This is a genomic window from Streptomyces rapamycinicus NRRL 5491 (assembly GCF_024298965.1).
GTDB classification, from domain to species: Bacteria; Actinomycetota; Actinomycetes; order Streptomycetales; family Streptomycetaceae; genus Streptomyces; species Streptomyces rapamycinicus.
Map to the genome: position 1 here is coordinate 10,661,137 of NZ_CP085193.1, position 21,240 is coordinate 10,682,376.

The window sequence follows — 21,240 nt, forward strand, 5'->3', positions numbered from 1 at the left end:
GTGTGACGGCTGCTAGTACTGCCCTCTTGGGGTGTGGAACGCGGATCGGATCGGAGACCGGGTCGGGCACGCTGTTGGGTGTCTGAGGGAATGAATCCCCTCGACAGGCCGGAGTCCATGTAGGTGGTGGATGACTGGTCGTTGCTTGAGAACTGCACAGTGGACGCGAGCATCTGTGGCCAAGTTTTTAAGGGCGCACGGTGGATGCCTTGGCACCAGGAACCGATGAAGGACGTGGGAGGCCGCGATAGGCCCCGGGGAGCTGTCAACCGAGCTTTGATCCGGGGGTGTCCGAATGGGGAAACCCGGCAGTCGTCATGGGCTGTCACCCATACCTGAACACATAGGGTATGTGGAGGGAACGCGGGGAAGTGAAACATCTCAGTACCCGCAGGAAGAGAAAACAACCGTGATTCCGGGAGTAGTGGCGAGCGAAACTGGATGAGGCTAAACCGTATGTGTGTGATACCCGGCAGGGGTTGCGCGTACGGGGTTGTGGGTTCGTACTTCAGTCGTCTGCCGGCGGCTGGGTGAGTCAGAAATTGTTGATGTAGGCGAAGGGCATGCGAAAGGCCCGGCGTAGAGGGTAAGACCCCCGTAGCTGAAATGTCAGCAACTTGCTTGTGCGATACCCAAGTAGCACGGGGCCCGAGAAATCCCGTGTGAATCTGGCGGGACCACCCGCTAAGCCTAAATATTCCCTGGTGACCGATAGCGGATAGTACCGTGAGGGAATGGTGAAAAGTACCGCGGGAGCGGAGTGAAATAGTACCTGAAACCGTGTGCCTACAAGCCGTGGGAGCGTCGCCGTGTTCTTCGGAGCACGGTCGTGACTGCGTGCCTTTTGAAGAATGAGCCTGCGAGTTTGCGGTGTGTTGCGAGGTTAACCCGTGTGGGGGAGCCGTAGCGAAAGCGAGTCCGAATAGGGCGATTCAGTAGCGCGCTCAAGACCCGAAGCGGAGTGATCTAGCCATGGGCAGGTTGAAGCGGAGGTAAGACTTCGTGGAGGACCGAACCCACCAGGGTTGAAAACCTGGGGGATGACCTGTGGTTAGGGGTGAAAGGCCAATCAAACTCCGTGATAGCTGGTTCTCCCCGAAATGCATTTAGGTGCAGCGTCGTGTGTTTCTTGCCGGAGGTAGAGCACTGGATAGGCGATGGGCCCTACCGGGTTACTGACCTTAGCCAAACTCCGAATGCCGGTAAGTGAGAGCGCGGCAGTGAGACTGTGGGGGATAAGCTCCATGGTCGAGAGGGAAACAGCCCAGAGCATCGACTAAGGCCCCTAAGCGTACGCTAAGTGGGAAAGGATGTGGAGTCGCAGAGACAACCAGGAGGTTGGCTTAGAAGCAGCCATCCTTGAAAGAGTGCGTAATAGCTCACTGGTCAAGTGATTCCGCGCCGACAATGTAGCGGGGCTCAAGCGTACCGCCGAAGTCGTGTCATTGCAGCATGTACCCCTAACGGGGGCTGTGATGGGTAGGGGAGCGTCGTGTGCCGAGTGAAGCAGCCGTGTAAGCGAGTTGTGGATGGTTCACGAGTGAGAATGCAGGCATGAGTAGCGATACACACGTGGGAAACGTGTGCGCCGATTGACTAAGGGTTCCTGGGTCAAGCTGATCTGCCCAGGGTAAGTCGGGACCTAAGGCGAGGCCGACAGGCGTAGTCGATGGACAACCGGTTGATATTCCGGTACCCGCTTTGAAACGCCCAGTATCGAATCCTCTGATGCTAAGGCCGTGAAGCCGCCCTGATCTCTTCGGAGTTGAGGGGAGTGGTGGAGCCGCTGATCCAAGGTGGTAGTAGGTAAGTGATGGGGTGACGCAGGAAGGTAGTCCAGCCCGGGCGGTGGTTGTCCCGGGGTAAGGGTGTAGCCCGAGGGGTAGGTAAATCCGTCTCTCATGTGGGTGAGACCTGATGCCGAGCCGATTGTGGTGAAGTGGATGATCCTATGCTGTCGAGAAAAGCCTCTAGCGAGTTTCATGGCGGCCCGTACCCTAAACCGACTCAGGTGGTCAGGTAGAGAATACCGAGGCGTTCGGGTGAACTATGGTTAAGGAACTCGGCAAAATGCCCCCGTAACTTCGGGAGAAGGGGGGCCATTGCTGGTGATGGGATTTTCTCCTTGAGCTGGTGGTGGCCGCAGAGACCAGCGAGAAGCGACTGTTTACTAAAAACACAGGTCCGTGCGAAGCCGTAAGGCGATGTATACGGACTGACGCCTGCCCGGTGCTGGAACGTTAAGGGGACCGGTTAGTCGACTTTCGGGTCGGCGAGGCTGAGAACTTAAGCGCCAGTAAACGGCGGTGGTAACTATAACCATCCTAAGGTAGCGAAATTCCTTGTCGGGTAAGTTCCGACCTGCACGAATGGCGTAACGACTTCTCGACTGTCTCAACCATAGGCCCGGTGAAATTGCATTACGAGTAAAGATGCTCGTTTCGCGCAGCAGGACGGAAAGACCCCGGGACCTTTACTATAGCTTGATATTGGTGTTCGGTTCGGCTTGTGTAGGATAGGTGGGAGACTGTGAACTCTGGACGCCAGTTCAGGGGGAGTCATTGTTGAAATACCACTCTGGTCGTGCTGGATGTCTAACCTGGGTCCGTGATCCGGATCAGGGACAGTGTCTGGTGGGTAGTTTAACTGGGGCGGTTGCCTCCTAAAGGGTAACGGAGGCGCCCAAAGGTTCCCTCAGCCTGGTTGGCAATCAGGTGTTGAGTGTAAGTGCACAAGGGAGCTTGACTGTGAGACCGACGGGTCGAGCAGGGACGAAAGTCGGGACTAGTGATCCGGCGGTGGCTTGTGGAAGCGCCGTCGCTCAACGGATAAAAGGTACCCCGGGGATAACAGGCTGATCTTCCCCAAGAGTCCATATCGACGGGATGGTTTGGCACCTCGATGTCGGCTCGTCGCATCCTGGGGCTGGAGTCGGTCCCAAGGGTTGGGCTGTTCGCCCATTAAAGCGGTACGCGAGCTGGGTTTAGAACGTCGTGAGACAGTTCGGTCCCTATCCGCTGTGCGCGTAGGAGTCTTGAGAAGGGCTGTCCCTAGTACGAGAGGACCGGGACGGACGAACCTCTGGTGTGCCAGTTGTTCTGCCAAGGGCATGGCTGGTTGGCTACGTTCGGGAGGGATAACCGCTGAAAGCATCTAAGCGGGAAGCCTGCTTCGAGATGAGGGCTCCCACCCACTTGATGGGTTAAGGCTCCCAGTAGACGACTGGGTTGATAGGCCAGATATGGAAGCCGGGTGACCGGTGGAGTTGACTGGTACTAATAGGCCGAGGGCTTGTCCTCAGGTGCTCGCGTCCACTGTGTTGGTTCTGAAGCAACGAACCGTCCGACCCCCATACTTCTATGTTTTTGGGTGTGGGTGGGTCCGGTGGTGTGTTTCATAGTGTTTCGGTGGTCATTGCGTTAGGGAAACGCCCGGTTACATTCCGAACCCGGAAGCTAAGCCTTTCAGCGCCGATGGTACTGCAGGGGGGACCCTGTGGGAGAGTAGGACGCCGCCGAACAATTCTTCAAAAGACCTCGATGGGAAAATCATTCCCCTCGGGGTCTTTTTTATGCCCATGTCCACTACGCCCCGGTGCGGGGCCTGTGCGGGCCTACCGGTAGAGTCATGGAGCATCATCGGCCTGTTTCTCACGGGAGGCTCCCGGGTGGAGGTACAGGAGACACGCGTCCAGACGGACCGTGTGCTCACCATCCCGAACATCCTCAGCGCGGCGCGCCTCGTTGGCGTGCCGCTTTTCCTGTGGCTGATCCTCCGGCCCGAGTTCGGCGGGCCCAACAGCGACGGCTGGGCGCTGCTGGTACTGGCACTGAGTGGTATCAGCGACTATCTCGACGGGAAGCTGGCCCGCCGCTGGAACCAGATCAGCAGCCTCGGCCGGCTTCTCGACCCGGCGGCCGACCGTCTCTACATACTGTCGACTCTTGTCGGCCTCACCTGGCGCGAGATCCTGCCCCTCTGGCTCACCGCGGCCCTTCTCGCGCGAGAGCTGGTCCTGCTGGTGATGGTGGGCATCCTCCGACGCCATGGCTATCCGCCGCCCCAGGTGAACTTCCTCGGCAAGGCGGCCACCTTCAACCTGATGTATGCCTTCCCGTTGCTCCTTCTGAGTGAGGGAAGTGGCTGGCTTCACACGACCGCCGCTATTTTCGGATGGGCGTTCGCCGGATGGGGTACAACACTCTATTGGTGGGCAGGAGTCCTCTACGTGGTTCAGGTCCGCCGACTCGTCAGGGTGGACACCGCGGCCGACTGAGCTCGCCGTAGCGGCGTCCATAGAGGCCGGGGCCCGTAGCGACTTCAGGTGTAAGGGCCATCGGGCGTGCGCGGTCGGCATGACCGTCGTCTCTTCAAGGAGGACGCTTCCGATATGAAGGCCGTCGTGATGGCAGGGGGCGAGGGGACTCGTCTGCGCCCGATGACCTCGACCATGCCCAAACCGCTGCTGCCCGTGGCCAACCGGCCGATCATGGAACATGTGCTGCGGCTGCTCAAGCGGCATGGTCTCAGCGAGACCGTGGTGACAGTCCAGTTCCTCGCCTCCCTCGTCAAGAACTACTTCGGTGACGGCGAGGAGCTCGACATGGAGCTCACGTACGCGAATGAGGAGAAGCCACTCGGCACCGCCGGAAGTGTCAAGAACGCGGAGGAAGCACTCAAGGACGACACCTTCCTTGTGATCTCGGGCGATGCCCTGACGGATTTCGACCTCACGGATCTGATCAATTTCCATAAGGAAAAGGGCGCCCTTGTCACCGTCTGCTTGACCCGCGTTCCCAATCCGCTCGAGTTCGGTATCACCATCGTCGACGAGGGCGGAAAGGTCGAGCGCTTCCTGGAGAAGCCCACCTGGGGTCAGGTCTTCTCGGATACCGTCAACACCGGCATCTATGTCATGGAGCCGGAGGTCTTCGACTACGTCGATCCCGATGTCCCGGTCGACTGGTCCGGAGACGTCTTCCCCCAGCTGATGAAGGAAGGCAAGCCCATCTTCGGCTATATCGCCGAGGGCTACTGGGAGGACGTCGGCACCCATGAGAGCTATGTGAAGGCCCAGGCGGACGTTCTCGAGGGCAAGGTCGATGTCGAGCTCGACGGATTCGAGATCTCGCCCGGTGTATGGGTCGCCGAAGGGGCGGATGTGCATCCGGAGGCCGTGCTCCGCGGGCCGCTCTACATTGGCGACTACGCCAAGGTGGAGGCCGGTGCCGAGATCCGTGAGCACACCGTCGTCGGCTCAAATGTCGTGGTGAAGAGCGGCGCCTTCCTCCACAAGGCGGTGGTGCACGACAACGTGTACGTCGGCCAGCAGAGCAATCTGCGCGGCTGTGTCATCGGCAAGAACACCGACATCATGCGCGCCGCCCGGATCGAGGACGGGGCCGTCATCGGCGATGAGTGCCTGATCGGCGAGGAATCGATCGTCCAGGGCAATGTCCGGGTCTATCCGTTCAAGACAATCGAGGCGGGCGCGTTCGTCAATACCTCGGTGATCTGGGAGTCCCGGGGGCAGGCCCATCTGTTCGGCGCCCGTGGCGTCTCCGGCATCCTCAATGTGGAGATCACTCCGGAGCTCGCGGTGCGGCTCGCCGGGGCGTACGCCACGACGCTCAAGAAGGGCTCCACGGTCACCACGGCGCGTGACCACTCCAGGGGCGCGCGGGCGCTCAAGCGGGCGATGATCTCCGCCCTGCAGACCAGCGCCATCGACGTACGGGATCTGGAGAACGTGCCGCTGCCGGTGGCCCGGCAGCAGACCGCGCGCGGCAGCGCCGGCGGCTTCATGATCCGGACCTCGCCCGGGGTGCCCGACTCGGTCGACATCATGTTCTTCGACGAGCGGGGCGCCGATCTGTCCGCGGGCGGTCAGCGGAAGCTGGACCGGGTGTACGCCCGCCAGGAGTACCGCAGGGCGTTCCCGGGCGAGATCGGTGACCTCAGCTTCCCGTCGAGCGTCTTCGACTCGTACACGGGCTCGCTGCTGCGGGCCGTGGACATCAGCGGCATCGCCGAGTCCGGCCTGAAGGTCGTCGTGGACGCTGCCAACGGCAGCGCCGGGCTGGTGCTGCCCAGCCTGCTGGGCCGACTCGGGGTGGACGCGCTGACCATCAACCCTGGCCTGGACGAATCGCGTCCGACGGAGACCGCCGACGCCCGCCGGTCGGGGCTGGCCCGGCTCGGCGAGATCGTCGCCTCGGCGCGTGCCGCGTTCGGAGTGCGGTTCGACCCGGTCGGTGAGCGGTTCTCGCTCGTCGACGAGCGCGGCCGGATCGTGGAGGACGACCGGGCGCTGCTGGTGATGCTGGATCTGGTGGCCGCGGAGCGGCGGAGCGGGCGGGTGGCGCTTCCGGTGACCACGACCCGTATCGCCGAGCAGGTGGCGGCGTACCACGGCACACAGGTGGAGTGGACGACCACCGCGGCGGACGATCTGACCCGGGTCGCCCGGTCGGAGTCCACCATCTTCGGAGGCGATGGGCGCGGCGGGTTCATCATCCCCGAGTTCAGCAGCGTCTTCGACGGTACGGCGGCCTTCGTCCGGCTGATCGGGCTGGTGGCGCGCACTCAGCTGACACTGAGTCAGATCGATGCGCGGATTCCGCGGGCGCACGTCCAACGGCGCGATCTGGCCACCCCCTGGGCGGTCAAGGGCCTGGTCATGCGGCATGTGGTGGAGGCCGCGGGCGACCGTTCCGTGGACACCACCGACGGGGTGCGGGTCGTGGAGACCGACGGACGGTGGGTCATGGTGCTGCCCGACCCGGCCGAGGCGGTCACCCATCTGTGGGCGGAGGGCCCGGACGACGCGTCCGCGCAGGCCCTGCTGGACGAGTGGTCGAGCGTCGTGGACAGCGCGGGGCGCTGATCGCGGGGCCGCGGTAGCACGTCCAAGCGCGTGGGACCGCCGTCCCGAGGTCCCGGATCCGGCACGCCGGAGGGGCCATTCGGTGGCGGCGGCCCCCACGTGCGACGATGTGCGGCATGTCGCAGCAGCCCCCCGTTCGGAGCACAGCATCGCCGCGCCCGCGCCCGCGCATCGACGCGTCCATGTCGCTGCTGACCAATGTGATGGACCACAGCCTTGACGACGGCTACGCGGAGGCCGCCGCGCGGCGCGGGGAGACCGGTCGCTCGGGCCTGCCGCGCACCGTGCGGGCCAAATTGGGGCTGGCCTTCGGCCTCGTCCTGGTCGCGGTCGTCATCACCATCGGGGCCGCCGAGGCGCGGATATCGGCGCCGACGCTGGCCAAGGAGCGGGGAGAGCTGATCGACCGGATCGAGACGGGGAACTCGAACGCGGACAAGCTCGCCCGGAACGTGGACAAGCTCCGGGGCGAGGTCGGGGAGAAGCAGCGGCAGGCACTGGAGAAGGACGGCGGGGCCAAGGCCGATCTGGTGGCGCTGCTCTCGGGGGCCAACGAGGTGACGGGCCCGGGGGTGAAGCTGGTGGTCGACGACGCCAAGGACGCGGCGAGCAGCGGCGGGGGACCACGGGAGAGCGCCGACTTCTCCGACACCGGCCGGGTGCGCGACCACGACATGCAGCGTGTCGTCAACGGCCTGTGGGAGTCGGGCGCGGAGGCCGTCTCGATCAACGGGCAGCGGCTGACGGCGCTCTCGGCGATCAGGGCCGCGGGAGACGCCATACTGGTCGACAACAAGCCGCTGGCGCCGCCGTATACGGTACTCGCGGTGGGGGACGGGCAGCGGCTGAGCACCGCTTTCCAGAACAGTGCGGACGGACAGTACCTGCATGTGCTGCAGCAGAACTATGACATCCGTACGAGCATTTCCGCCCAGGACTCGCTCCGGCTTCCGGCCGCGCCGAGCCTGATCGTACGCACCGCGGAACCGATAGCCGGTGGCTCCGGCAAGGGTGACGCCGACACAGGGAAGGGCACATCGTGATCGCCGTATTGGGGCTCATCGTGGGAGTCGTGGTGGGGCTTGTGGTCCGACCCGTGGTGCCGACGGTGGTCGAGCCCTATCTGCCGATCGCCGTCGTGGCGGCACTCGACGCGGTCTTCGGGGGCTTCCGGGCGATGCTGGACGGGATCTTCGACGACAAGGTCTTCGTCGTATCGTTCCTGTCCAATGTGGTGGTGGCCGCACTGATCGTCTTCCTCGGTGACAAGCTGGGCGTCGGTGCCCAGCTGTCGACGGGAGTCGTCGTCGTGCTCGGTATCCGGATCTTCTCCAACGCGGCCGCGATCCGCCGCCATGTGTTCCGGGCGTGAGGCCGATGACGACCGACGACACCCCGGAGAAGCCCGAGAGCACACAATCGGCCGAAAACCGACGGCAGGCCGACACTCCGCGACAGCCGGCCGAAACGCCAGGCCAGTCCGCCGACACGCCGCGACAGGAGCCGGCCGGCACGCCGCACCAGTCGGCCGACGCGCCGCCTCCGGCCGAGAGGGACGCGAAGGCCGGGCAGCCGCCGAAGGCCGAGCAGTCGCCGGAAGCCGGACCAGCGGCGAAGGCCGAAACGCCCGAGAAGGCCACTGAGCCGCCCCGGCGGTCGCCCGAGCCGCCCCGGCGGCCGGAGACGCCCGAGCGGCCCGCGCGCCCCGGGGAGCCTCGCGAGCGGGCCGAGCCGAGGCTGGCCGAGCCGAAGCGGGCCGAGCCCGAGCGGCCGTCGGCGGCCGGGCCGCCGCGCCCGGGCACTCCGCCGCCCGCCCGGAAGCCCGGGCGCCGTGACGCGCCGGCGGGGCGGCCGGGCAGGCCCGCCGGGCCCCCGCCGGGCGGCTTCAAGGACCTCGCGCTGAGGACGCCCCTGCCCAAGGCCGTGCTGCCCGAGGCCCTGCCGCCGCAGGCTCAGAGCCGGCCCGTCACGGCGGACACGCCCGGGGCGCGTGCCGAGGGCCCCAGGCCCGCCGACGGGTCCCGGAGCGGCCCCGGAGAGCCTGTGGCCCCCGCCCCCGGCCCCGGGGGCTCCGGCGGCAAGCGGAGGCCGGAGGACGCCCTGACCGGCCGCCAGCGGCTGGTGAAGGGCGTATGGCCGCCGCGCCTCACCCGCGCCCAGCTGATCGTCGCCCTGCTGCTCTTCGGCCTCGGCCTGGGGCTCGCCATCCAGGTGCGCTCGACCAACGAGAGCAGCGTGCTGCGCGGCGCCCGGCAGGAGGACCTGGTCCGGATCCTCGACGAGCTGGACTCCCGCACCCAGCGGCTCCAGGACGAGAAGCGCCGCCTCGAGAATCAGCGCACCGAGCTGGAGAACAGCTCGGACCAGGCCGAGGAGGCCCGGAAGCAGACGCTCCAGAAGGAGCAGCAGCTGGGCGTGCTCGCGGGTACGGTGGCAGCACAGGGTCCTGGTATCACGATCACCATCGACGACTCCCGGGGCTCCGTGGAGTCGGACATGCTGCTCGACACGGTCCAGGAGCTGCGCGCGGCGGGCGCCGAGGCGATCCAGATCGACAAGGTGCGCGTGGTCGCCGGCACCTACTTCTCGGACAGCGGTGGCGCGATCCGGATCGATGGACGGAAAGTGACGCGACCGTATGTTGTGAAGGTGATCGGCAAGCCGGAGGATCTGGAGCCGGCCCTGAACATCCCGGGCGGGGTGGTGCAGAGCCTGGAGAAGGAGCAGGCCACAGTGTCCGTGCAGCGGGAGAAGAAGATCGTTGTGGATGCCTTGCGATCGGCGAAGCGGCCTGACTACGCTCGGTCGTCATCACGGTGAGGCGGTTCGAAATGAGGGTCTCTCGGGGAGACCATGTGGACGCGGGGGGTCAACGCACCAGAAGATCCGCGCGTGATGGAAACTGTCTGGTGGTCACGGACGTTGTGAGGATGTCCGGACCGTCTGGTGTGTGCATCGAGGGTTTGTCCTGCCCCACGGGCGGGTCTGTTTCAGTCAAGGGGAATCGCCCGTGAAGTTGTTCGGGAAGTTGTTCGGTAAGAGTGCCCGCCAGGATGGCGGCAGCAGCACCGCCCGCCACCGCGCCTCGCGTGCCGCGGAGGAGAGCGGAGGGGGGACCGAGGAGCGCCCGCTCTTCCGTGACCAGGTCGGCGGGCAGGGCGCGTCTGTTGACCCCTCCGCGGCCGGGCCCATAGGTTTCGAGGACCCATCGGCCTCTCGGAGTGGTGGAGGGTTCGGCTTGCCGGTCTGTCAGCGGTGTGGCCACCGGAACGCGGAGGCCAGCCGGTTCTGCTCCAATTGCGGCGCCCCGCTGCGGGGCGGCGCGCCCTCCGAGCGTGCCTCGGAGACCACCTCCACCATTTCGATCTCGGGTCTCGAGGCGTACGACTCCGAGGTGACCGGGCAGACGCCGCTGCCGTCGCTCAGCCCGGAGGCCCAGGCCGCCGTCGAGGCGCTGCCCCTGGGGTCGGCGCTGCTGGTGGTCCGCCGCGGGCCGAATTCCGGCAGCCGCTTCCTGCTGGACAGTGATGTCACCACGGCGGGCCGTCACCCGCAGAGCGACATCTTCCTGGACGATGTGACGGTCTCCCGCCGCCATGTGGAGTTCCGACGCGGCCAGGACGGCAGCTTCACCGTCTCGGACGTCGGCAGCCTCAACGGGACGTATGTCAACCGGGAGCAGATCGACGCGCCGGTGGTCCTGGCCAGTGGGGACGAGGTGCAGATCGGTAAGTACCGGCTGGTCTTCTACCCGAGCCAGCGGGGCGTCGGCATCTGACCCGTCAGGGGAGGTCCATGCTTCAGACACCGTCGGGCGGTGCCGATACCGGCACCGCCCCCACGGGCGGCCGGTCGATGAGCATCGGCACCGTGCTGAATCTGTTGCGGGACGAGTTCCCCGAGGTCACCATCTCCAAGATCCGTTTCTTGGAGTCGGAGGGGCTGGTGGAGCCGCGGCGGACGCCGTCCGGCTACCGCAAATTCAGCCAGCAGGATGTGGAACGGCTCGGCCATATCCTCCGGATGCAGCGTGACCACTACCTGCCGCTCAAGGTCATCCGGGAGCATCTGGACGCCCTGGAGCGGGGCGAACCCTTGCAGCTTCCTGCCGTTCCGCAGGGAGCGCAGCAGCCCGGGCCGCTCGACGGCGGCCCCGGCACGGTCTCGGACGGCCCCACGGCCGCCCGGGTCGGCCGTGCCGAGCTGCTGGCAACGGCCGAGGTCAGCGAGGCGGAGCTGGCCGAATGGGAGTCGTACGGGCTGCTCGCGCCGACCGCGGACGGCGGCGGGTACGACATCGAGGCGGTGACCGTCGCCCGGCTCATCGCCGAACTCGGTCGTTTCGGCCTGGAACCACGTCATCTGCGAATCATGAAAGCCTCCGCCGAGCGCGAGGCCGGAATGGTCGAGCAGGTGGTCGCCCCGCTGCGGTTGCATAGAAATCCGCAGACCAGAGCGCATGCGGAGGCCAGTGTGCGGGAGCTCGCCACGCTCTCCGTACGGCTGCACGCGGCCCTGGTGCGGTCGGCTCTGAGGGTCCACGGGCAGTGACCGGCCGGGCCCCGACTATCCAAACCGGCCGGGCACGTCCTAGGGTTGCTGTGTGAACGAGCTCGACGTCGTGGGTGTCCGGGTGGAAATGCCCTCCAACCAACCGATCGTGCTCCTGCGTGAAGTGGGAGGCGACCGCTACCTCCCCATCTGGATCGGACCAGGTGAGGCGACCGCGATCGCCTTCGCTCAGCAGGGCATGGCTCCGGCGCGCCCGCTGACCCATGATCTTTTCAAGGACGTACTCGAAGCGGTCGGCCAGCAGCTCACGGAGGTCCGGATCACGGATCTGCGCGAGGGGGTCTTCTACGCGGAGCTGGTCTTCGCCAGCGGTGTGGAGGTCAGCGCCCGGCCGTCCGACGCCATAGCGCTCGCGCTGCGCACCGGAACGCCGATCTACGGCAGCGACGGCGTGCTGGACGACGCCGGTATCGCGATCCCGGACGAGCAGGAGGACGAGGTGGAGAAGTTCCGCGAGTTCCTCGACCAGATCTCGCCCGAGGACTTCGGAACCAGCAGCCAGTGAACCGTATGCCGGTCCTCGCCCGCGCATTCGAGTAGCCTTTCCCGGACGAGGGGCACGGGAAACCACCCTTAGGGTGATTATCACTCGGCGTGCCGAGTGTGGCGATCGTTGACGCACCCCGGGTGACTGCCTACCTTCAAGATGGCAGGTCGAGGACGGAGGTCGGCGTGAGAAGCACCGGCGACGGCACGGCGGCCGGAGGTCCGTATGCGCTCCAGGGGGGCGCGTCGGCCGATCCGGCATTGAAGGCTCGGGTCGCGGCACAGGCCGCACCGCCGCGCGAGCCCGCCGCGGGGGGGACGGAGCGGATCGGATACCGCGGGCCCACCGCGTGTGCGGCCGCGGGCATCACCTACCGGCAGCTGGACTACTGGGCCCGCACCGGGCTGGTGGAGCCGAGCGTCCGGCCGGCCTACGGCTCGGGCAGTCAGCGGCTCTACAGCTTCCGGGACGTGGTCGTCCTCAAGATCGTGAAGCGGCTGCTGGATACCGGTGTGTCGCTCCAGAACATCCGGGCGGCGGTGGTGCACCTCCGTGCCCGGGAGCTCGACGACCTGGCCCAGATGACGCTCATGAGCGACGGCGCGACCGTCTACGAGTGCACCTCGCCCGATGAGGTCGTGGACCTCCTCCAGGGCGGCCAGGGCGTCTTCGGGATCGCCGTGGGCGTCGTCTGGCGGGATGTGGAGAGCGCGCTGTCCCAGCTGCACGGCGAGCGGGTGGACACCGGCGAGACGCTGGTCCGGCACAACCCGGCCGACGAGCTCGCGGCGCGCCGCAACCGGGCGGGTTAGCGCCGGCCCTTCCGCTGGGCGCCCGGGTGATGAACCGAGTGGCGCCCCGGGCCCGCCTCCGGCCGTTGTGCCGCCCCATTGTCAGTGGTGTGCGGCTGTCAGTGGTGTGCGGCAGCATCGGAGGTGTGAGGGGTGCGCCGACGATTCTCCATCTGGACATGGACGCCTTCTACGCCTCGGCGGAGCAGGCGGCCAAGCCCAGCCTGCGCGGGAAGCCGGTGATCGTAGGGGGCCTGGGGCCGCGTGGCGTGGTGGCCACGGCCTCCTACGAGGCCCGGGTGTTCGGCGTGCACTCCGCCATGGCGATGGCCCAGGCCCGCCGCCTGTGTCCGAACGCGGCGTTCCTCATCCCCCGGTTCGCCCTCTACCGCAAGGTGAGCGACGCCGTCATGACCCTGCTGCACACGCTGTCGCCCCTGGTGGAGCCGCTGAGCCTGGACGAGGCGTTCGTCGATCTGGAGGCGGGCGGCACCGAGCCCACCGTCGAGGCGGCGCGCGCCGTGGCGGAGCGGCTGCGAGCCGACATCAAGGCGGCCACCGGGCTGACCGGATCGGTGGGGCTCGCCGGATCCAAGATGCTCGCCAAGATCGGTTCGGAGCAGGCCAAGCCGGATGGTCTGGTGGTCATCGAGCCCGGGACGGAGCGCGATCTGCTCGGCCCGATGTCGGTGCGGACGCTCCCGGGCGTCGGCCCCGCCACGGCGGAGACGTTGCGCCGGGCCGGGATCCACACCGTGGCCGAGACGCGGGAGGCGGGCGAGGCGGAGCTGGTGCGGCTGCTGGGCCGGGCCCATGGCGCGTCGCTGTTCCTGATGGCCGAGGGCCGGGACGAGCGGCCCGTCGTCGCCGAGCGGGACGCCAAGTCCATTTCGGTCGAGGACACCTTCGACGTCGACCTCACCGACCGCACCCGGGTGCAGCTGGAGATCGCGCGGCTCGCCGACCGCTGTGTGCGGCGGCTGCGCGAGGCGGGCCGCTCGGGGCGGACGGTCGTGATCAAGGTGCGGCGGTACGACTTCTCCACGCTCACCCGTTCGGAGACCCTGCGCGGGCCGACCGACGACCCGGCAGTGGTGCGGGAGGCCGCGGCGCGCCTGATCGACGGGGTGGACACCACGGCGGGTGTGCGGCTGCTGGGGGTCGGCGTCAGCGGTCTGGCGGACTACACGCAGGAGGATCTCTTCGCCCAGGCCGCCCAGGCCGCCCAGGCCGCCCAGGCCGCTCAGGCCGCACAAGCGGCTCAGGCCGCTCAGACCGCTCAGGCCGCTCACGAGGCCGTGGGGGACGCCGGGCGCCCGCCGGGGCCCGAGAGACCGGTGTCCGTGGGAGAGGTCGTGGGAGAGGCCTCTGAGGACGCTGAGAAGCCGCGGCGCTGGCTCCCGGGCTCCGATGTACGGCACGCCGAGTACGGGGCGGGCTGGGTGCAGGGGAGCGGGGTGGGCCGGGTGACCGTGCGCTTCGAGGAGCCTTGGTCGCCACCCGGTCGAGTACGGACGTTCCCCGTCGGCGATCCGGCGCTGCAGCCTGCCGACCCGCTGCCGCTGCTGCGCCCGGACGCGGACGCGGATGAGGATCCGGAAGAGGCCGAGGGCCGGGACGGGCGGGCCCCAGCGCCTGGTGGCGGGGCCGAGCCCGGCCCGGGCCCGGGTCAGCCCGTGACGTCCAGGCCGTAGTGGTGGTAGAGCTGAAGCTCCTGCTCGGGGGAGAGGTGGCGGCCCACCCCGAAGTCCGGGGCGTCCTTGATCAGGGACCGGTCGTACGGCACCCGCAGGGTGTCGCCGACGACCTCGCTCGGTTCGAGCGGCACGAAGACGTCCCGGCTGAACAGCCCGGTGCGTACCGCCGCCCATTCGGGCTCGCCGGTCGCGTCGTCGAGATAGACCTCGTCCACGGTGCCGATCTTGGCGCCCTCGCGGTCGAATGCCTTGCGGCCGATCAGGGTCCGCGGGTCGATATCGGTCTGCACGCTCTCTCCCACAGGTGGCAAACAGATGACAAGCAAGTGGCAAGTGCCCATTGCTACCTACAAAAAGCCACATCGCCGCACTCGGCCACTCGAACGCCCGCGACCGTCCCCCGCGGCAGAACCGCTGGTACGCTGACTGTGGCTGCAGACCCCGTGCGGGAGAGTCCTCCGCCGACGCTGTCGGAGGCGCCGAAGGAGCAAACCCTCCCCGGAATCTCTCAGGCACACGTACCGTGCGGGTGAGGTCACTCTGGAAAGCAGGGTGGGCCACGGGCGAGCACAGCTCCGGAACCCCTCCTCACCGACGGTGAAAACCGGTCAGGCGGTATGCGGGCCGGTGAAGCTCTCAGGTTGAGATGACAGAGGGGGAGGCCGTCCGGGCACCCGAGCCGCGGTGCCCCTCGTAGGTCGTCACAGACCAGGAGGCCCCCGCAGATGACCGCCAATCGCATCGCACTCTCCGACTTGGAATCCGGTACTCCGTTTGAGCGGCGCCATATCGGCCCGGATGGCGAGGCGCAGGCCAAGATGCTCGCCCAGGTCGGCTTCGGCTCGCTGGACGAGCTCACCGAGGCCGCCGTACCGGATGTCATCAAGAGCACCGAGGCGCTGGACGCCCTGCCGCCGGCCCGCAGTGAGCCGGAGGTGCTCGCCGAACTGCGCGCGCTCGCCGACCGCAACCAGGTGCTGCCGTCGATGATCGGCCTCGGCTACTACGGCACCCACACCCCGCCGGTGATCCTGCGCAATGTGCTGGAGAGCCCCGCCTGGTACACCGCGTACACGCCCTACCAGCCGGAGATCTCCCAGGGCCGGCTCGAGGCGCTGCTGAACTTCCAGACCGTCGTCGCCGATCTGACCGGGCTGCCCACGGCCGGTTCCTCGCTGCTGGACGAGGCCACCGCGGCCGCCGAGGCGATGGCGCTGTCGCGGCGCGTCGGCAAGGTCAAGGAGGGCGTCTTCCTGATCGACGCCGAGGTGCTGCCGCAGACCATCGCGGTCATACGGACCCGCGCCGAGCCGACCGGTGTCGAGGTCGTCGTCGCCGACCTGGCCGGGGGCATCCCGGACGGGATCGCCGAGCGCGGGGTCTTCGGCGTGCTGCTGCAGTACCCGGGCGCCTCCGGTGCGGTGCGCGATCCGCGCCCGGTCATCGAGCGCGCCCATGAGCTGGGCGCCGTCGTCACCGTCGCCGCCGACCTCCTCGCGCTCACCCTGCTCACCTCGCCCGGCGAACTGGGCGCGGACATCGCGGTGGGCAGCAGCCAGCGGTTCGGCGTCCCGATGGGCTTCGGCGGGCCGCACGCCGGTTTCATGGCGGTGCGCGACGCCTACGCCCGCAACCTGCCCGGCCGTCTGGTCGGGGTCTCGGTGGACGCCGACGGCGACAAGGCATACCGGCTGGCGCTGCAGACCCGTGAGCAGCACATCCGCCGGGAGAAGGCCACCAGCAACATCTGCACCGCTCAGGTGCTGCTGGCCGTGATGGCCGGGATGTACGCCGTCTACCACGGCCCGGACGGGCTCGCGGCGATCGCCCGCCGCACCCACCGCTACGCCTCCGTGCTCGCCGAAGGGCTGCGGGCCGGCGGTGTCGAGGTGGTGTACGGCGCGTTCTTCGACACCCTCACCGCGCGGGTGCCGGGCCGGGCCGCCGAGGTCGTCGCCGCAGCCCGCGAGGCCGGGGTCAACCTCCGGCTGACCGACGCCGACCACGTCGGCATCGCCTGCGACGAGACCACCGGCCGCGCGCAGCTCGCCGCCGTATGGTCCGCCTTCGGGGTGGACGGCGGCAACGGCGACGCCTCCGGGATCCCCGGGATCGAGGAGCTTGACGTCTCGGCGCCGGACGCGCTGCCCGCGGCCCTGCTGCGCCAGGACGGCTATCTGACCCACCCGGTCTTCTACCAGCACCGCTCCGAGACCGCGATGCTGCGCTATCTGCGGCGCCTGGCCGACCGGGACTACGCCCTGGACCGGGGCATGATCCCGCTCGGCTCCTGCACCATGAAGCTCAACGCGACCACCGAGATGGAGCCGGTCACCTGGCCGGAGTTCGGCGCGCTGCACCCCTTCGCACCGGCCGAGCAGGCCCAGGGCTATCTGACCCTGATCCGTGAGCTGGAGGAGCGGCTGGCCGAGGTCACCGGCTACGACAAGGTCTCGCTGCAGCCGAACGCCGGGTCCCAGGGCGAGCTCGCCGGGCTGCTGGCGGTGCGCGCCTACCACCGGGCCAACGGGGACACCCAGCGCACCGTCTGTCTGATCCCGTCCTCCGCGCACGGCACCAACGCCGCCAGCGCCGTGATGGCCGGTATGAAGGTCGTCGTGGTCAAGACCGGCCAGGACGGCGAGGTGGACACCGACGACCTGCGCGCCAAGATCGAGCAGTACGGCGACCAGCTGGCCGTCCTGATGGTCACCTACCCCTCCACCCACGGGGTGTTCGAGGAGCACATCACCGAGATCTGCGCGACCGTGCACGACGCGGGCGGCCAGGTCTACGTGGACGGCGCCAACCTCAACGCGCTGGTCGGGCTCGCCGAGCCGGGCCGGTTCGGTGGCGATGTCTCGCATCTGAACCTGCACAAGACCTTCTGCATCCCGCACGGCGGCGGCGGCCCCGGCGTCGGCCCGATCGCGGTGCGCGAGCATCTGGCGCCCCACCTCCCCAACCATCCGCTGCAGCCCGCCGCCGGTCCGGCCACCGGCGTCGGCCCGGTCTCGGCCGCGCCGTGGGGCTCCGCGGGGATCCTGCCGATCTCGTGGGCGTACATCCGGCTGATGGGTGCCGAGGGGCTGCGCCGCGCGACCCAGGTCGCGGTGCTCGGCGCCAACTACGTCGCCAAGCGCCTCGAGCCGCACTACCCGGTGCTCTACACCGGCCCCGGCGGTCTGGTGGCGCATGAGTGCATCGTGGATCTGCGTCCGCTGACGAAGGCCACCGGTGTGACCGTGGACGATGTGGCCAAGCGCCTGATCGACTACGGCTTCCACGCGCCGACGATGTCGTTCCCGGTCGCCGGGACGCTGATGATCGAGCCGACCGAGAGCGAGGACCTGGCGGAGCTGGACCGGTTCTGCCAGGCGATGATCGCCATCCGGGCCGAGATCGAGAAGGTCGGCTCCGGCGAGTGGACCAAGGAGGACAATCCGCTGCGGAACGCCCCGCATACGGCGGCGTCGCTGACCGCGGAGTGGGACCACCCGTACTCCCGGGAGGAGGCGGTCTTCCCGGCCGGGGTCTCGGCGGCCGACAAGTACTGGCCGCCGGTGCGGCGGATCGACGGGGCCTACGGGGACCGTAACCTCGTCTGCTCGTGCCCGCCGCTGGAGTCCTACGAGGGCTGAGGGGTCTGACCCCTGCGATGCGTCAGTGGGGCCGGTTCGGCGAACGCGCCGGGCCGGCCCCTGATATGTACGTGCCGTCGACGGCGGAGGTCAGGCCGCGGTGACGACGTGCTCGGAACCCAGCGGTCGGCATGGTGCGATCACGCGCCCGTCCGGCAGCAGCTCACCGGTGTCCTCGAAGAGCAGGACGCCGTTGCACAGCAGGCTCCATCCCTGCTCCGGGTGGTGCGCCACGAGATGGGCGGCCTCCCGGTCGGCTGAGTCGGCTGACGGGCAGGGTGGTTGATGCTGGCACATGACAGGGTTCTTTCGCTGCGGAGTGGTGAAGGTCCTGCGGCTCGCTGCGGCGTTCATGGCCGCCCCCCGTAATTGAGTCGGTCGATTGCTCCAGTGTTGCCCTACGGCCTGGAATCCGCAGGGATTTCGCGGTACCGGTCTCGCTAGATAATGACGCATCACCCGTCCGGAGGGTTCATCGCGGCCGGACTGTTACGAGGATGCTGCGGAGCGCCCCGTGACCCGACGGTCACGGGGCGCTCCCGTCCTGACGAAGGCCCAGGTCAGGCGGGTGAGCCAAGCAAGGGTGCCCGAGTCAGCCGGTGAGTGAGGACGGACAGCAGATCGGTTGCGCGGTGCGCCCGGTGCGCCGCGATACCGGGCGGGGCCGGGGCGAGCGGCACCAGCAGGTCCCCGGCGCCGAGGCCGCCTTCGGCGCCGTCCGCGGTCAGGTCGCCGTGCAGCCAGAGCGTGACCATGTAGAGCTCGGGGATGGACAGCAGCCGCGGCTGGTACGCCGAGGGCAGCGACTCGGCTTCGCTCAGGGCGAGTTCGGCCGAGCTGACGTAGGGGCCCTCGGAGAAGTGCGAGAAGGCCCAGCCGTCGGCGGTGAGCATCGCCTCGGCGGCGGCCACCGTACGGTCGCCGTCGCGGAGCAGGAATCGCCAGCCGGTGAGCCGGGTGCGCGGCGGGCCGCCGGGGGCGGTGATGTCGTCCAGGACATGGACGGGGAGCGGGAGTTCGGGTTCGAAGGGGCCGGTGAGCGTGGAGAGCACGGGGGTGCGGGCCTCGCGGACGGCGGTGGGGGAATCAAGGGCCGTGAGGACGCTGCGCAGGGCGGGCGCGGGGGCCTGGGGCACATGCAGCGGCATGGTGGGTCGCCTCTCGCTTTGAAGACACGGTGAAGCGATAGCGGGCCGGGTTTGGGCGGCGCTGTCGGTGGAACACGGGTCAGAGGGGAGCCGGAACAGACCGTTCGGGCGTTATCTCTCTGCCTCGTTAGCCGAGTTTATACGACAAGTGTTCCCGTTGTGTTTCGTCTAGCCGCTGCCGATATCGCCGACAAGAGGATATCCAGACCCCGGGAAGGCGGGGATTTTCCCCGATTCAGTGCCAGATGAACGGATATGACCTGGCATTTTGAGCCCGGCGCGGTAGGCTGGAACTCGCTGGTCCATTTCCCCAGCGCAATGCGCAGTTCCACAGAGCCTACCGGCTGGGTGGGGATCGCGGGGCGTTATCGATCACATTGGTGGGCATCATCGAGCGTGGTGTGCACACGCCCGGCGCCGATGATCCACTCGAGGAGGGACGCTTCGATGGGGGAGAAGCTCATAGCCGGTGAGTTCGACCCGTCCGGCCGGCGACGGCAGCGCGTCCGGTTGCGGCAGTGCCTCGACGGGCTGGGCCGGCTCCTGGCCGACAAGCGATTCGACCGCCCGAAGAATCTGATGGGGCTGGAGATCGAGCTGAATCTCGCCGGGGCCGACGGGCTGCCGAGGATGATGAACGCGGAGGTTCTGGAGCGCATCGGGAGTCATGATTTCCAGACGGAACTCGGGCAGTGCAATCTTGAAGTAAACATCGTGCCCCACCGTTTGCACGGACGCGTTCTCGATCAGCTCTCCGAAGAGCTCCGAACCGGTTTGTCATATGCCGACCGCAAGGCGAGGGAAGTGTCTTCCGAGATCGTGATGATCGGAATTCTGCCAACCCTCGCCGCGGACGATCTGGGATCCACGAACCTCTCCTATGACGACCGTTACAAACTGCTCAATGAGCAGATGCTGGCCGCCCGCGGTGAGGATTTCCTCATCGACATCGAGGGCCGGGAGCGATTCACCTACGCCAGCTCCTCCATCGCCCCCGAGGCGGCCTGCACCTCCGTCCAGCTCCATCTCCAGGTCACCCCGGGCCGCTTCGCGGACGCGTGGAACGCGGCGCAGGCGGCGGCCGCCGTGCAGATCGCGGTGGGCGCCAACTCCCCCTTCGTCTTCGGCCACGAGGCGTGGCGCGAATCCCGGCCCCCGCTGTTCCTCCAGGCCACCGATGTGCGCCCGCCGGAGATCGCCGCCCAGGGGGCGCGCCCGCGCACCTGGTTCGGCGAGCGCTGGATCGACTCCGCGTACGAGCTGTTCGAGGAGAACCTGCGCTACTTCCCGCCGCTGCTCTCCACCGGCGAGGACGAGGACCCGCTGCGGGCGCTGGACGAGGGCGGGGTGCCCGAGCTCCAGGAACTGGCGCTGCACAACGGCACGATCTACCGCTGGAACCGGCCCGTCTACGACGTCGTGGACGGGGTGCCGCATCTGCGCGTGGAGAACCGCGTGCTCCCGGCCGGGCCCACCGTCACCGATGTCATCGCCAACGCCGCCTTCTACTACGGGCTGGTCAGGGCGCTCGCCGAGGAGTCCCGCCCGGTGTGGACCCGGCTGCCGTTCGCGGCCGCCGCGGCCAACTTCGAGGCCGCCTGCCGGCATGGCATCGACGCGGTCCTGCAGTGGCCCAAATCCGGCCGTTCGGCGTCCCTGACCCGCACCTCCGCCGTACGGCTGGTCCGCGAGGAGCTGCTGCCGCTCGCCGCGTCCGGCCTCGACTCCTGGGGCGTGGAGCCCGCCGACCGCGACCGCTACCTCGGCGTGATCGAGGAGCGCTGCAAGCTGGGGGTCAACGGCGCGTCCTGGCAGGCGGCCACCTACCACCGGGCGCTGGGCGGCGGACTGGACCGGGACGCCGCCCTCGCGGCCATGACCCGCCGCTACTGTGCCCTGATGCGGACCGACGCACCGGTGCACACCTGGCCCACCGATCTCTCCGGGTGACGCCCCCACCGTGGACCATGACCCCGTATTGTCCGGTGAACGGGGCGGGTGCACGGATGAGGCGGAGA

Annotated in this window: 15 protein-coding genes, 2 rRNA genes and 2 riboswitches; of the genes, 14 read left to right on the forward strand and 3 right to left on the reverse strand. The window is 67.9% G+C overall.

Annotated elements, in window-relative coordinates; translation table 11 throughout:
* The first annotated feature begins 177 nt into the window (after nt 1–177).
* The 12 genes from LIV37_RS44295 to LIV37_RS44350 all read left to right on the forward strand — a co-directional run bounded on the left by LIV37_RS44295 (nt 178) and on the right by LIV37_RS44350 (nt 14,430).
* Nucleotides 178–3,299, forward strand: a 23S ribosomal RNA gene (locus LIV37_RS44295).
* Nucleotides 3,300–3,403: 104 nt separating this feature from the next.
* Nucleotides 3,404–3,520, forward strand: a 5S ribosomal RNA gene (gene rrf / locus LIV37_RS44300).
* Nucleotides 3,521–3,667: 147 nt separating this feature from the next.
* On the forward strand, nt 3,668–4,276 hold the full coding sequence (clsA, locus tag LIV37_RS44305; protein WP_020873596.1) for a cardiolipin synthase ClsA: 609 nt from the start codon (nt 3,668–3,670) through the stop codon (nt 4,274–4,276).
* Between the two features lie 114 nt (nt 4,277–4,390).
* Complete coding sequence (locus tag LIV37_RS44310) at nt 4,391–6,886, forward strand: mannose-1-phosphate guanyltransferase (RefSeq protein WP_020873597.1); 2,496 nt, start codon at nt 4,391–4,393, stop codon at nt 6,884–6,886.
* A 116-nt stretch (nt 6,887–7,002) separates the two neighbouring features.
* On the forward strand, nt 7,003–7,929 hold the full coding sequence (locus LIV37_RS44315) for a DUF881 domain-containing protein (protein ID WP_121826644.1): 927 nt from the start codon (nt 7,003–7,005) through the stop codon (nt 7,927–7,929).
* Nucleotides 7,926–8,258, forward strand: coding sequence for a small basic family protein (locus LIV37_RS44320; protein ID WP_014058688.1), 333 nt, complete (start codon nt 7,926–7,928; stop codon nt 8,256–8,258). The genes LIV37_RS44315 and LIV37_RS44320 overlap by 4 nt, the downstream gene beginning before the upstream one ends.
* 566 nt (nt 8,259–8,824) lie before the next feature.
* Nucleotides 8,825–9,706: a DUF881 domain-containing protein gene (locus LIV37_RS44325; protein ID WP_121826776.1), complete on the forward strand. Its 882-nt coding sequence runs from the start codon at nt 8,825–8,827 to the stop codon at nt 9,704–9,706.
* 130 nt (nt 9,707–9,836) lie between these two features.
* Nucleotides 9,837–10,664: an FHA domain-containing protein gene (locus tag LIV37_RS44330; RefSeq protein ID WP_373920791.1), complete on the forward strand. Its 828-nt coding sequence runs from the start codon at nt 9,837–9,839 to the stop codon at nt 10,662–10,664.
* Nucleotides 10,665–10,681: 17 nt separating this feature from the next.
* Entirely contained in the window at nt 10,682–11,437 is a 756-nt protein-coding gene (gene ftsR / locus LIV37_RS44335) for a transcriptional regulator FtsR (protein ID WP_020873601.1), read from the forward strand.
* A 52-nt stretch (nt 11,438–11,489) separates the two neighbouring features.
* A complete protein-coding gene (locus LIV37_RS44340; protein ID WP_014058684.1) occupies nt 11,490–11,963 on the forward strand; it encodes a bifunctional nuclease family protein in 474 nt (157 codons plus the stop codon).
* Nucleotides 11,964–12,130: 167 nt separating this feature from the next.
* Nucleotides 12,131–12,757: a MerR family transcriptional regulator gene (locus LIV37_RS44345; protein ID WP_020873602.1), complete on the forward strand. Its 627-nt coding sequence runs from the start codon at nt 12,131–12,133 to the stop codon at nt 12,755–12,757.
* 125 nt (nt 12,758–12,882) lie between these two features.
* Nucleotides 12,883–14,430, forward strand: a complete 1,548-nt coding sequence (locus LIV37_RS44350) for a DNA polymerase IV (protein WP_185058114.1) — start codon at nt 12,883–12,885, stop codon at nt 14,428–14,430.
* Here LIV37_RS44350 and LIV37_RS44355 read toward each other — a convergent pair.
* Nucleotides 14,406–14,723: a PRC-barrel domain-containing protein gene (locus LIV37_RS44355; RefSeq protein WP_020873604.1), complete on the reverse strand. Its 318-nt coding sequence runs from the start codon at nt 14,721–14,723 to the stop codon at nt 14,406–14,408. The genes LIV37_RS44350 and LIV37_RS44355 overlap by 25 nt on opposite strands.
* 146 nt (nt 14,724–14,869) lie before the next feature.
* Nucleotides 14,870–14,967, forward strand: a riboswitch (glycine riboswitch).
* Nucleotides 14,968–15,096: riboswitch (glycine riboswitch) on the forward strand. It begins immediately after the preceding riboswitch.
* A 62-nt stretch (nt 15,097–15,158) separates the two neighbouring features.
* Here LIV37_RS44355 and gcvP point away from each other — a divergent pair.
* Complete coding sequence (gene gcvP / locus LIV37_RS44360) at nt 15,159–18,074, forward strand: aminomethyl-transferring glycine dehydrogenase (protein WP_020873605.1); 2,916 nt, start codon at nt 15,159–15,161, stop codon at nt 18,072–18,074.
* A 90-nt stretch (nt 18,075–18,164) separates the two neighbouring features.
* Here gcvP and LIV37_RS44365 read toward each other — a convergent pair whose 3' ends face one another.
* A complete protein-coding gene (locus tag LIV37_RS44365) occupies nt 18,165–18,371 on the reverse strand; it encodes a DUF5999 family protein (RefSeq protein WP_037964925.1) in 207 nt (68 codons plus the stop codon).
* 263 nt (nt 18,372–18,634) lie between these two features.
* Nucleotides 18,635–19,222, reverse strand: coding sequence for a hypothetical protein (locus LIV37_RS44370; protein ID WP_020873607.1), 588 nt, complete (start codon nt 19,220–19,222; stop codon nt 18,635–18,637).
* A gap of 447 nt (nt 19,223–19,669) precedes the next feature.
* Here LIV37_RS44370 and LIV37_RS44375 point away from each other — a divergent pair, with 447 nt between their 5' ends.
* A complete protein-coding gene (locus LIV37_RS44375; protein ID WP_020873608.1) occupies nt 19,670–21,172 on the forward strand; it encodes a glutamate-cysteine ligase family protein in 1,503 nt (500 codons plus the stop codon).
* Nucleotides 21,173–21,240 lie beyond the last annotated feature (68 nt).

Bases quoted from the DNA above. Each gene is read 5' to 3' on its own strand.
- LIV37_RS44310 (WP_020873597.1), top strand. From the start codon at position 4,391: ATGAAGGCCGTCGTGATGGCAGGGGGCGAGGGGACTCGTCTGCGCCCG.
- LIV37_RS44315 (WP_121826644.1), top strand. From the start codon at position 7,003: ATGTCGCAGCAGCCCCCCGTTCGGAGCACAGCATCGCCGCGCCCGCGC.
- ftsR (WP_020873601.1), top strand. From the start codon at position 10,682: ATGCTTCAGACACCGTCGGGCGGTGCCGATACCGGCACCGCCCCCACG.
- gcvP (WP_020873605.1), top strand. From the start codon at position 15,159: ATGACCGCCAATCGCATCGCACTCTCCGACTTGGAATCCGGTACTCCG.
- LIV37_RS44365 (WP_037964925.1), bottom strand. From the start codon at position 18,371: ATGTGCCAGCATCAACCACCCTGCCCGTCAGCCGACTCAGCCGACCGG.
- LIV37_RS44370 (WP_020873607.1), bottom strand. From the start codon at position 19,222: ATGCCGCTGCATGTGCCCCAGGCCCCCGCGCCCGCCCTGCGCAGCGTC.
- LIV37_RS44375 (WP_020873608.1), top strand. From the start codon at position 19,670: ATGGGGGAGAAGCTCATAGCCGGTGAGTTCGACCCGTCCGGCCGGCGA.